This is a genomic window from Dietzia sp. NPDC055877, assembly GCF_053615975.1.
Window position 1 is genome coordinate 125787 of record NZ_JBSHCV010000006.1, and the last position, 11341, is coordinate 137127.

9 protein-coding genes are annotated in these 11341 nt (G+C 72.5%); 5 read left to right on the top strand and 4 right to left on the bottom strand.

All coding sequences use genetic code 11. The features are described from left to right. Positions 1-16: 16 nt before the first annotated feature. Entirely contained in the window at positions 17-1264 is a 1248-nt protein-coding gene (locus ACWGLC_RS09340; RefSeq protein WP_452099626.1) for a Glu/Leu/Phe/Val dehydrogenase dimerization domain-containing protein, read from the bottom strand. 175 nt (positions 1265-1439) lie between these two features. Between ACWGLC_RS09340 and ACWGLC_RS09345 the strand changes: the two genes are divergently transcribed. Then, complete coding sequence (locus ACWGLC_RS09345) at positions 1440-2351, top strand: LysR substrate-binding domain-containing protein (RefSeq protein WP_452099627.1); 912 nt, start codon at positions 1440-1442, stop codon at positions 2349-2351. A 16-nt stretch (positions 2352-2367) separates the two neighbouring features. Here the strand turns inward: ACWGLC_RS09345 and thpD are convergent, their stop codons facing one another. After that, positions 2368-3231, bottom strand: a complete 864-nt coding sequence (gene thpD, locus ACWGLC_RS09350; RefSeq protein ID WP_452099628.1) for an ectoine hydroxylase — start codon at positions 3229-3231, stop codon at positions 2368-2370. 83 nt (positions 3232-3314) lie between these two features. Continuing rightward, the gene (locus ACWGLC_RS09355) at positions 3315-4286 is read right to left on the bottom strand and encodes a D-2-hydroxyacid dehydrogenase (RefSeq protein WP_452099630.1); all 972 of its coding nucleotides are present in this window, start codon (positions 4284-4286) and stop codon (positions 3315-3317) included. Between the two features lie 76 nt (positions 4287-4362). Here ACWGLC_RS09355 and ACWGLC_RS09360 point away from each other — a divergent pair, with 76 nt between their 5' ends. Genes ACWGLC_RS09360 through ACWGLC_RS09370 form a run of 3 tightly spaced genes read left to right on the top strand, consistent with a single transcriptional unit; the run spans position 4363 to position 10132 of the window. Continuing rightward, positions 4363-5649 carry an aspartate aminotransferase family protein gene (locus tag ACWGLC_RS09360; protein WP_452099631.1) on the top strand — a complete coding sequence of 429 codons (1287 nt, stop codon included), beginning with the start codon at positions 4363-4365 and terminating at the stop codon, positions 5647-5649. Next, the gene (locus ACWGLC_RS09365; RefSeq protein ID WP_452099632.1) at positions 5646-8672 is read left to right on the top strand and encodes an FAD-binding and (Fe-S)-binding domain-containing protein; all 3027 of its coding nucleotides are present in this window, start codon (positions 5646-5648) and stop codon (positions 8670-8672) included. The genes ACWGLC_RS09360 and ACWGLC_RS09365 overlap by 4 nt, the downstream gene beginning before the upstream one ends. Next, positions 8669-10132, top strand: a complete 1464-nt coding sequence (locus ACWGLC_RS09370; protein WP_452099633.1) for an NAD-dependent succinate-semialdehyde dehydrogenase — start codon at positions 8669-8671, stop codon at positions 10130-10132. The genes ACWGLC_RS09365 and ACWGLC_RS09370 overlap by 4 nt, the downstream gene beginning before the upstream one ends. A gap of 34 nt (positions 10133-10166) precedes the next feature. Here the strand turns inward: ACWGLC_RS09370 and ACWGLC_RS09375 are convergent, their stop codons facing one another. Then, positions 10167-10445, bottom strand: coding sequence for a WhiB family transcriptional regulator (locus ACWGLC_RS09375; protein ID WP_452099634.1), 279 nt, complete (start codon positions 10443-10445; stop codon positions 10167-10169). Between the two features lie 145 nt (positions 10446-10590). On the opposite strand from ACWGLC_RS09375, the gene ACWGLC_RS09380 reads away from it, so the two are divergent. Then, entirely contained in the window at positions 10591-11208 is a 618-nt protein-coding gene (locus tag ACWGLC_RS09380) for a LuxR C-terminal-related transcriptional regulator (RefSeq protein WP_452099635.1), read from the top strand. Positions 11209-11341 lie beyond the last annotated feature (133 nt).

Genomic DNA, 11341 nt, shown 5'->3' on the forward strand with positions numbered 1-11341 from the left:
GGCGCCCTCGCGGGCGTCAGGGCACCACCACCGCGGGGACGTCCCGCACCCTGTCGGAGACGTCGGCCGCCCACCGCAACGGACCGTCGGACGGGGTCCAGTCGCTCATGAGGTCGGCGACCTTCGTCGTCATGGCCCGCCCCAGTCGCAGGAACGAGGTCTCGGCCCGCTCGTCGACCTCGCCGAGGATGAGCCACCACGCCCACGCCACGGCGCCCGCGTTGGCCACGAAGTCGGGCACCACCGCGATCCCGCGGGCGGTGAGGTCGAGCTCGGCATCCGCCGTCGTGGCGGCATTGGCGGCCTCGACGATCACCGGGGCCGTCACCCGGGCGCAGTTCTCGGCCGTGATCGCGTACGAGACGGCGGCGGGGACCAGGACGTCGACGTCCATGCCGAGGATCGCGTCGCGGTCCAGTCGCTGCACGCGGGCGGGGACGGCGTCGCGGTCGATCTCGCCGTAGCGATCGCGGGTGGCCAGCAACGCGTGGACATCGAGCCCCGCCGGGTCGTAAAGGGTGCCACCGGCGTCGGCGAGGGCCACCACCCTCATCCCGGCCTCGTGCAGGTACCAGGCGGCGGCGCCGCCCATGGTGCCCACGCCCTGGACCGCCACCGAGGTGCGCTCGATGTCCCAGCCGCGCACGCTCGCGGCGGCCAGGCATGCCTGCGCGACCCCGTACCCGCCGATCACGTCGCCGAGCAGGCCGCCCGGCACCTGAGCGTTGAGGCCGCGGTAGATGCGCTCGGTGGTGTCCGCGCAGTTCGACGAACGCTCGATGGCCGCGTGGTACGACTGGCGCATGCCGAGTCGGGCGAAGACCTCGTCGATGAGCTGCTGGGTCACGCCCAGGTCCTCGGCGGTCACCCAATGCCGGTCGAGGAACGGGTGCATGGCCTCGCAGAAGCGCGCCAGCACCTCCACGGCGCGGGGGTCCTTGGGGTCGAAGTCGATCCCGCCCTTCGCGCCGCCCACGGGCAGATCGAACGCCGCGGTCTTTCGGGTCATGCCGCGGGCGAGGTCCTCCACCTCCCCCATGGTGCAGCCGGCCCGCATGCGGGTTCCGCCGGTCGCCAGTCCCCCGACGAGCGTGTCCACCACGAGGTAGCCGCGCGCGTCGGTGAGGTCGTCCTCCCAGTGCAGGCGCAGGTACGGCTCGCGGGTCGCCCGACCGGGCGCCTGCGAGGGCGAGGTGGGAGTGCCGGGGGCGCCCGGTGCCACCGCCGGAATGCCTGCCCTGCCGGGAATCTCGATCGACGTCATGATGCTCGCCTCCTCGCTGTGGTGTCCGCCCCGTGGGCGGCGACCGCGCCGACCGGCCTATCCGGTGGCGTACCCCCAGCATGAGAGCCCTCTACCGACCGGTCCAGCGAGGATTCATGGAGTCCACCGTTCACTTTTCCTGCACGATGTCGCTCCCCCTCCTACGATCTGGCCCATGGAGCCGTCCCTGCACCGCCTGCGGTTGCTCCACGAGCTGGAGCGGCGCGGCACCGTCACGGCCGTCGCGTCCGCGCTGGACTACACGGTCTCGGCGGTGTCCCAGCAACTCTCGTTGCTGGAACGGGAGGCGGGCACGCCGTTGTTCGAGCGGCGGGGCCGGGGGCTGGTGCTGACCGAGGCCGGGCTGGTCCTGGCCGGGCACGCCCGCACGATCCTGGCGGCCGTCGAGGACGCGGGCCACGCCATGGAGTCGGCCCGCGAGGGCGGTGCCACCACGCTGACGGCCGGGGTGTGGGCGTCGGTGGCCACGGCACTGCTGCCCGCGGGCCTGCGGGTCCTCGGCCGCGACCACCCGCAGATCAGCGTCCGCACCCGCGAGCTGGCACCCGAGGACACCACCGGCGCGGTCCGGGACGGCTCGCTCGACCTGTCCTTCGTCCTCGACTACTCGAGTTATCCGATGGCGCGGGTTCCCGACCTGGCCCGCCTGCCCGTCGCGGTCGAGTCCCTGCGCGCGGTGGTGCCGCGGGGGTCGATCCCGGCCGGCGAGGTGTCGCTGACCGACCTCGCGGGCGCGCCCTGGGTGATCGCGCACCCGCGATCGCATTTCGGTCGGGCGGTCCGGATAGCCTGCCGCGAGGCCGGCTTCGATCCGGAGGTCCGCCACGAGGCCGGCGAGCAGTCCACCGCCCTCGCGTTGGTCGCCGCCGGCCTCGGCGTGACGATCGCCTCCGACCTGGGACTGGTCACCACACCCGAGGGCGTGGACGTGCTGCCGCTCGTCGAATCCCCCACCCGCACGGTGTCGGTCACCTTCCGGGAACGCGATACGAGGCGGCGCCAGCTGCGGGCGTTCGTCGACGCGTTCGCCGAGGCGGCAGACCTTATGGGCCTGTCCGCCGCGTGACCGGTCGGTCGCCCGGTCAGGGTCGGCGTGCGAGGAAGTCCGGGCGCCGCGGGGTGCCCGCGTACGGCTCGGCCAGCGCGTTGTCGACGCTGTTGAACACGATGAACACGTTGGCCCGCGGCATGGGCGTGATGTTCCCGCCGGAGGCGTGCAGCGCGTTGCAGTCGAACACGGTCATCGACCCCGCGTCGCCGGTGAGCACGTCGAGGCCGTGCCGCCGGTACAGCTCGGAGATGTGCTCCTCCGAGGGCACCCCGACCTTCGGCGCCGTCGAGACCAGGGACTCCTTGAAGTAGTCGTCCGGCGTCTCGCCCGCGCACTGCACGAAGTACTTCTGGGTGCCGGGCATGATCATGAGCGGCCCGTTGTAGGTGCGGTTGGGCGTGAGCGCGATCGAGGCGCTGCAGGCGCGCGGCCGCGGCATGCCGTCCTCGGCGTGCCAGGTCTCGAAGTCCGAGTGCCAGTAGAACGCGCCGCCGGCGAAACCGGGCTTGTAGTTGAGTCGGCTCTGGTGCACGTACACGTCCGAGCCTAGGATCTCGCGTGCCAGCTCGATCGCGCCGGAGCTCTCGACGGCCTCCCACACGACGTCGCTGAGCAGGTGCACATCGAAGATCGAGCGGACGGCCTCGCTGCCGGCCTCGCGGATGATCCGCGGGTCGTCGGCCATGTCCGGATGGTGGCCGATCCGCTGCAGTTCCTCGAGGCAGGCGTTGATCCGGGCATCGTCGATCGCGCCCTCGCGCTGGATGTACCCGCGGTCGGCGAAGTCCCGGATCTCGGGATCGTCCAGGTCGGACCACACCACCGGGTCCGGTCGGTCGACGATCACCGGGGCACCGCTCACTCGGGTGATGTAGTCATCGACGGCCAGGGTCATTGTTCTCCTCTCGGTCGGGGGCACGGATGGTTCACGCGCCTATGAGCCCGACCGTAGAAGACCCTGTGACCTTGGACAACCACTCAGCTGCTGACGTATCCTCGACCTTTGTCGACCGCTGGCGCCGGTTCGTCACCGCCCAGCCATGTCCGCAGGTGGTCGACGAATTGCGCGGAGAGTGTGTCGCGCCAGCCCTCCACGTCGCCGGACATGTGGGGGCTGATGTGCGCGCCCCCGAGTGCCCAGAGTGGGTCACCACCTGGAAGAGGTTCGACGACGACGACGTCCAGGTGCGCCGACAGTCGGCCCGTCGCGAGCTCGGCGGTCAGCGCATCCTGATCGACGAGTTCTCCGCGTCCGACGTTGATCACGTGGGCGCCGTCGGGCAGGGCCGCCAGCTCCTGCGCACCGAGCATCCCCCGGGTGGCCTCCGTCAGCGGCGCGACCATGACGAGATGGTCGACCTCGCGCAGGTGCGCGGCCAGGTCCGCGGAATCCACGACGTGGCCGAAGTCCTCGTCGCTGTCCCGTCGTCGTCGTCCCGCGCCGTGGACCTCGAGCCCGACCGCGCGGAGCAGGCGCGCGGTGGCCCGCCCGATCCCGCCGGTCCCCACGACCAGGGCGCGGCGGCCGGCCACCCGGAGGGTCTCGCGGTGACGCCACCTCCCGGCGCGCTGGAAGGCCTCGGTCTCGTGCAGGCGCTTGTCGTGGGCCAGCACGCACGCCAGCACGTACTCGGCGATGGGGCCGTCGAACACCCCGCTCGCGTTGGTGACCAGCACGTCCGACTCGCGGAGCTCGTCGAAGAGCAGGGCGTCGACACCCGCGGCGGCCACGTGGATCCAGCGCAGCGAGTCGGCGGCGTGCCAGGCGTCGGCCAGCGCGCCGGAGAAGATGTCCCAGACGAGAAGGATCTCGGCGCCCGGCAGGGCCTCGGCGAGAGTGCCGGCGGTGCAGACCCGGACGTCGGCGAGATCGCGCACCGTGGCGAGGTCGGCGGGCTCGGGGACGCCGTCGGCGGTGAGCAGTACGACGGTCGGCTTCTCCTGCGTCATGCCACCACCGTAACCCGCCGGAATCCGGCGTTGTCGGATTGTTGACAATCGCCCCGACCGGTCACACACTGACCGCATGACCGCGCACCTGTCCCCCGTCCTCAAGCAGGCCACGCCCGTCGTGGTGGACCACGCCCTGGGCTCGTGGATCCACGGCACCGACGGCCGCGACTACCTCGACTTCACGACCGGCATCGGCGTGACCTCGACCGGCCACTGCCACCCCGACGTGGTGGCGGCCGCGCAGGCGCAGTGCGCGAAGATCATCCACGCGCAGTACACGACCGTCATGCACCAGCCGCTTCTCGAGCTCACAGAGAAGCTGGGTGAGCACCTGCCATCGGGTATCGACTCGGTGTTCTACGCCAACTCCGGCTCGGAAGCGGTCGAGGCCGCCGTGCGCCTGGCGCGCATGGCCACCGGCCGGCAGTACATCGTCACCGTGCAGCGCGGCTTCCACGGGCGCACCGTCGCCGCCGCGAGCCTGACCACCGCCGGCACCAAGTTCTCCGCCGGGTTCGGCCCGCTCATGGCCGGCGTCGCGCAGACCCCCTACCCCGATGCGCTGCGACTGAAGATGAGCGAGGACGAGGCCGTGGACTACGCGCTGGCCGAGTTCGACTTCCTGCTCGCCACCCGCATCGACCCGCGCGAGCTGGCGGGGATCGTGATCGAGCCGGTGCTCGGCGACGGCGGCTACATGGCCGTCCCGCAGCGCTACCTGCAGGGGCTGCGCGAGCGCGCCACCGCGCACGGCGCGCTGCTCGTGCTCGACGAGGTGCAGGCCGGCGTCGGGCGCACGGGCCGGTTCTGGGGCCACCAGCACACCGAGGGACTGGTGCCGGACGTCCTCATCACCGCCAAGGGCATCGCCTCGGGTTTTCCCATCTCGGCCATCGCCGCGCCGGAGGAGATCATGGCCAAGGCCTGGCCCGGGTCGCAGGGCGGCACCTACGGCGGCAACGCGGTCGCGGCCGCGGCGGCCGTCGCGACGTTGGGCGTCATCGAGCGCGAGGGACTGGTGGCGGGTGCCGCCGAGCGCGGAACGCAACTTCTCGACGGGCTTCGGCGTAATCTCGGCGACGTGAGCGAGATCTGCGACATCCGCGGTACCGGACTCATGCTGGCCGTCGAGTTCGGTGACGCAGCCGCGCCCGCAGGCAGCCCCGGCGCGCTCGAGGGCGCCCGCCTGGCCGGCGCCGTGCAGCAGGCCTGCATCGACGAGGACCTGCTCACCCTGACCTGCGGCCCGACCGGCTCGATCGTGCGCGTCATCCCGGCCCTGGTCGTGACCGCCGACGAGGTCAACGCGGGCGTCGAGCGCCTGACCCGCGCCGTCCACCGGGTCGTGGGCCGGTCGTGACCGCGACGGTGGGGGCCCGCCGCGACGCGCTGATCGAGGCGCTCACCGCCGCCGGCCTGTCGCCCGAGTCCGACCCCCGCCGCATCGCCGAATACTCCTACGACGCCTCCAACTACCGGGTCGCCCCCGCGGCCGTGGTGTTCCCCCGCACCGAGGAGGAGGTGGCCGCCGCGCTGGCGGCATGCCACCGGTTCGGCGTGCCGGCCACCGCTCGGGGCGGCGGCACGTCGATGGCCGGCAACGCGATCGGCAGCGGCCTCGTGCTGGACCTGTCGCGGCACCTGAACCGCGTGCGCGAGGTGGACGAGGCAGCCAGGGTGGTCACCGCCGAGGCCGGCGTCGTCCTGACCGAGCTGCGCGCCGCCGTCCACGCCGCCACCGACAGCCGCCTGACCTTCGCCCCCGACCCGTCCAGCCAGTCGCGGGCCTGCCTGGGCGGGGCGATCGGCAACGACGCGTGTGGGAACCACTCGGTGCGTCACGGCCGGACCGCCGACCACGTGGAGGCGCTGCGCCTGGTCACCGCCGACGGCCTGCGACTGACCGCCACCCGGCGCGGCATCGAGGCCACCGACCCGCGCGATGCCGCCGCCACCGCGCGCGCCGAACACCTCACCACCGAACTCCGGGACCTGGCCACCGATCACCTCGCCGCGATCCGCACCGAGCTCGGCCGGATCCCCCGCCAGGTGTCTGGCTATCACCTGCGGCACCTCCTGCCCGAGGAGGGCTTCGACGTGGCCCGGGCGCTCGTGGGGTCGGAGGGCACCTGCGCGATCGTCACCGCCGCGCGTATGCGGATCGTGCCGCGCGCCGCCCGTACCGGCCTGCTCGTGGTGGGATACGCCGATGTCGTGGACGCCGCGCGCGACGTGACGGCCATCCTGCCGCACCGCCCTACAGCCGTAGAGGGCGTGGACGAGGTGATCGTCGCGACGATGCGCTCCCGGCGCGGCGCGGACTCCGTCGCCGAGCTCCCCGACGGACGCGCGTGGCTGTTCATCGAGTTGGACGACGACGAGGCTGCCACCCCGGGCACCGACACCGCCAGCGGGCCCGAGGCCCGGATGGCCGCACTGGCCGACCAACTCGTCCGGACCGGTCACGCCATCCGGGCGCTCGTCGTGACCGACCCCGTGGCCCGCGCCGACCTGTGGCGGGTCCGCGAGGACGGCGCCGGGCTCAGCTCGCGGCTCACCGACCCGGTCACCGGCCGGACCATCGAGTCGTGGCCCGGCTGGGAGGACTCGGCCGTCCCGCCCGAGCGCCTGGCCGACTACCTCGCCGAGTTCCGCGAACTGCTGGACCAGCACGGACTCACCGGCGTGATGTACGGACACTTCGGCGCCGGCTGCATGCACATCCGCATCACCTTCGATCTGAGGAGCGACGCCGGTCGGGCCGTCTTCCGCGCCTTCTGCACCGACGCCGCCCGCCTCGCCGTGCGCCACGGCGGCTCGCTCTCCGGGGAGCACGGCGACGGCCGGGCCCGCTCCGAACTGCTGCCGGTCATGTACTCGCCCGAGATGCTCGGCGCGTTCGACCGCTTCGCGCGCCTGTGGGACCCCGCGGGGCTGCTCGCTCCGGGCGGGCTCACCGCCACCCGACCACTGGATGTCGATCTGGCCCTGGACGGCATCCCCGACCGGCGCCCCCCGCGCGACCTGGGCCTGCTCACCTCCGCAGGGGGCGCCCACCCGGTCCAGGCCTGCATCGGGGTGGGCCGCTGCCGCACCTCCACCGGCGGCGTGATGTGCCCGTCGTTCCGCGCCACCGGCGATGAGAAGGACTCCACCCGGGGCCGCGCCCGCGTCCTGCAGGAGGTCGTGCGCGGCACCCTGCCCGTCGACGACCCGGCGGTCGAGGAATCACTCGAGTTGTGCCTGGCCTGCAAGGCGTGCTCGTCGGACTGCCCCACCGGTGTGGACATGGCAGCCTTCAAGTCCGAGGCCCTGCACCGCCGCTACCGGGGGCGACCCCGGCCCCGGGTGCACTACTCCCTCGGCCTGCTGCCGGTGTGGCTGCGCGCGACCGGCCGGATCGCCGGGCCGCTCAACGCCGTCATGTCCACGCGGCTCGGGCGCGCCGCCGCCCGGGTGGGCGGGGTCGCCGCCGACCGTGAGCTGCCCCGCTTCGCCTCCGCCGCCGAACTGCGAACCGAACTGGCCCGGGCCCCCGACAGCGTCTGGGCAGTCAGGCGCGGGGCCGCCACGCCGGCCTCCGCCGCTGCCACGCGCACCTCGGCCGAGGTGGTGCTCTTCCTCGACTCCTTCACCCGGGGACTGCGCCCCGCGGTCGCCGGCGCGGCCGCCCGCGTCCTCGGCGGTTCGCACACGTCCGTCGCGTGCAGCTCCGGCCACTGCTGCGGGCTGACCCACATCACCACCGGACGGCTGGACGCCGCCCGCCGCACCCTGAGCGAGACCGTGCGGCACCTCGACGGGATCCGCGGCCCGGACGGGGAGGAGGTCCCCGTCGTCGTCGTCGAACCCTCCTGCGCCGCCGCCCTGCGCGGCGACCTTCCCAGGCTCCTCGCGGAGACCTCTGACGCCGAGCTCGCCCGCCGCGTGGCCGCGCGCGTGCGCTCCGCCGCCGAGCACCTGGGCGTACTGGCCGCCTCCGGCCGCGCCCCCGCCTGGCCCGGCGGCGCCCCGCCCGACCGCGTCACGGTGCAGACCCACTGCCACGAGTACGCCACCTTCGGCAACCGGGTCCAGCGCGCCACCCTCACCGCCCTCGGCGTGGGCTCGGTACGCGAGGCCACCGGCTGCTGCGGCCTCGCCGGGGACTTTGGGTTCACCGCCGGGCACGAGTTCGTCGCCGACGCGGTGGCGCAGCAGACCCTGGCCCCCACCCTTCGTGCCGATCCCGAGGCCCCCGTCCTGGCCGACGGGTTCTCGTGCGCCACCCAGGTCGCCCACCTCGCGGCGCGCGACCCGCGCGTCGGCCGCCGGACCGGCCGTCACCTGTTCGAACTCCTCGACCCCGACCCGACCGACCCGACCCCCAGGAGGCAGCCATGACCCGCTCCGTCGCCGATCTCATCGCCACCCTCGGCACCGGCATCCACGTGGACGGCCAGTGGCGCGACGCCGCCACCGGCGCCACGTTCGAGGTGCACAACCCGGCCACCGGCGAACCCGTGGCGACCCTCGCCGACGGCGGTGCCGACGACGCCGCGGCGGCGATCCAGGCCGCCGGTCGCACCCAGGCGAGCTGGGCGGCCGTGCCCGCGCGCGAGAGGGCCGAGATCCTCCGGCGTGCCTACGAACTACTCATCGAGCACGCCGACGAGCTCGCGCTGATCATGACCACCGAGATGGGAAAACCGCTGGCCGAGGCGCGCGGCGAGGTGACCTACGGCGCCGAGTTCTTCCGCTGGTTCTCCGAGGAGGCCTGCCGCATCCCCGGCGACGCCCGCCGCTCCCCCGACGGCAACACCCGGCTGGTGGTCACCGCCGAGCCAGTGGGGCCGTGCATCCTCATCACCCCGTGGAACTTCCCGCTGGCCATGGCCACCCGCAAGATCGGGCCGGCGATCGCCGCCGGCTGCACCATGGTGTTCAAGCCCGCCAACCTCACACCCCTGACCTCGCTGTACGTGGTCGATCTGCTGCGTGAGGCCGGGCTGCCCGACGGCGTGCTCAACGTCGTGTGCACGACCTCGCCCGGCGACGTGGTGGAGCCGTGGATCGACTCCGGCATCGCCCGCAAGCTCTCCTTCACCGGCTCCACCCCCGTCGGCAGGTCACTGCTCGAACAGTGCGCACGCGGGGTGCTGCGCACGTCCATGGAGCTGGGCGGGAACGCGCCGTTCGTCGTGTGCGAGGACGCGGACATGGACACCGCTGTCGCCGCCGCCATGGCCGCCAAGATGCGCAACATGGGCGAGGCGTGCACGTCCGCCAACCGGATCCTCGTGCACAGCTCGGTGATCGACGAGTTCGGGCGGCGCCTCACCGAGAAGATGGGCGCGCTCACCGTCGGCAACGGTGTCGAGGACGGCGTGGACGTGGGCCCGCTGGTCGAGGAGAAGGCCGTCGCCAAGGTCGAGGGGCTGGTCGACGACGCCGTCTCGCGGGGCGCCGAGGTCCTAACCGGCGGTAATCGCGGAGACGGGCCGGGGTTCTTCTACCCGCCCACCGTGATCACCGGGGTCTCGCCCGAGTCCGAACTGATGACGACCGAGATCTTCGGCCCCGTCGCCGCATTGATCCCCTTCGACACCGACGATGAGGCCGTGGAACTGGCCAACGACACCGAGTTCGGACTGGTCTCGTACGTCATGACCGAGAACCTCGACCGCGCGTTGACGATGTCCGAGCGGCTACAGGCGGGGATGGTCGGCGTCAACGTCGGCGTGGTCTCCAACCCGGCGGCACCGTTCGGCGGCATCAAGCAGTCGGGGCTAGGCCGCGAGGGCGGGACGACCGGAATCGAGGAGTTCCTCGAGACCAAGCTCGTCGCGATCCCGGTGCGCTGACGCGGGGCCGGCGCCCGCCGCGTCGGCTGCGGGTTCAGCCGGTGCGGGCCCGGCCAGCCAGGCGGTGACGTTCGATCTCGGTCAGGCCGCCCCAGACGCCATACAATTCACCGTTGGCCACGGCATGCTCGCGACACTCGGCCAAGACAGGGCAGCCGGCACAGATCTTCTTGGCGGCGGTCTCCTTCCGGCGGCGCACCCGCTTGGGCTCGTCCTCGGAGTTGTAGAACAGATCCGGCAACTCCTGACAATGCCCGTGATCTGCCCATTCCCATCGTTCGTCGATCCGGCGGATCCCCGTCGGCATTGTCATCCAGGTCATCTCCTCCATTACGAGATCAACCTTCTGCCAGAGGCGCTGACCCGCGGCACACCCCCAGGGGTGTGATCACCGCCGGGCGGGGAGAAAACTGCAGGCCCCGACAAATTCGTGTGCCACCCGCTGCTACCTTTGCCCCATGCCGGTCAGCGTGTGCGTTATCGACGACTTCGACATCGTGGTGGCCGGCGTGCGCGCGCTGCTGTCCCCGTTCGCCGACCGGGTGCTGGTCGTGGAAACCCAACTCCGGACAAATCCTGACCTCATCGTGGACGTGGCGTTGTTCGACACGTTCGCCGCACCGCTCGACTGGCAGGTGCAGCTGGCTGAGCTGGCGACCGACCCGCGCGTGGGCGCCGTGGCCGTCTACTCGTTCATGACCGACCCGCGGGCCGTGGAGGACTCACTCGCCGCGGGCGCCGGCGGTTTCCTGGCCAAGTCACTCCCCGCCGAGGAACTCGTCGAGGGGATCGAGTCGATCGCCGGCGGGCATCGCGTGGTGGACCTCGGCGCGTGGGACGGCGGCGTCGCCGGCGATCACTGGCCCGCCGAAGGCGTGGGCCTGAGCCCCCGCGAGGCCGAGATGCTCTCGCTGATCGTGCGCGGCTACTCCAACGAGGAGATCGCCCGGTCGCGCTACCTCTCGCCCAACACCGTGAAGTCGTACATCCGTGAGGCCTACCGGAAAATCGGGGTCACCACGCGGGCGCAGGCCGTGGCGTGGGGGATGCGGAACGGGCTCGAGCCCGCGCACTGACCCCGGACACGAGTCCGGGCTGGCAGCGCCGCTTGCAACATGCTTACCGCGCACGGTACGCACGTCGTCGTCCCAAACTCTCCCGCTCAGCGGGATTGACAGTGACTCACGTCACGACATATCCTAGCCGCGT

What these genes read in the sequence shown, in the direction of transcription:
- ACWGLC_RS09345 (WP_452099627.1), top strand. Translation starts at nt 1,440, where the DNA reads ATGGAGCCGTCCCTGCACCGCCTGCGGTTGCTCCACGAGCTGGAGCGG.
- ACWGLC_RS09340 (WP_452099626.1), bottom strand. Translation starts at nt 1,264, where the DNA reads ATGACGTCGATCGAGATTCCCGGCAGGGCAGGCATTCCGGCGGTGGCA.
- ACWGLC_RS09360 (WP_452099631.1), top strand. Translation starts at nt 4,363, where the DNA reads ATGACCGCGCACCTGTCCCCCGTCCTCAAGCAGGCCACGCCCGTCGTG.
- ACWGLC_RS09380 (WP_452099635.1), top strand. Translation starts at nt 10,591, where the DNA reads ATGCCGGTCAGCGTGTGCGTTATCGACGACTTCGACATCGTGGTGGCC.
- thpD (WP_452099628.1), bottom strand. Translation starts at nt 3,231, where the DNA reads ATGACCCTGGCCGTCGATGACTACATCACCCGAGTGAGCGGTGCCCCG.
- ACWGLC_RS09370 (WP_452099633.1), top strand. Translation starts at nt 8,669, where the DNA reads ATGACCCGCTCCGTCGCCGATCTCATCGCCACCCTCGGCACCGGCATC.
- ACWGLC_RS09355 (WP_452099630.1), bottom strand. Translation starts at nt 4,286, where the DNA reads ATGACGCAGGAGAAGCCGACCGTCGTACTGCTCACCGCCGACGGCGTC.
- ACWGLC_RS09375 (WP_452099634.1), bottom strand. Translation starts at nt 10,445, where the DNA reads ATGACAATGCCGACGGGGATCCGCCGGATCGACGAACGATGGGAATGG.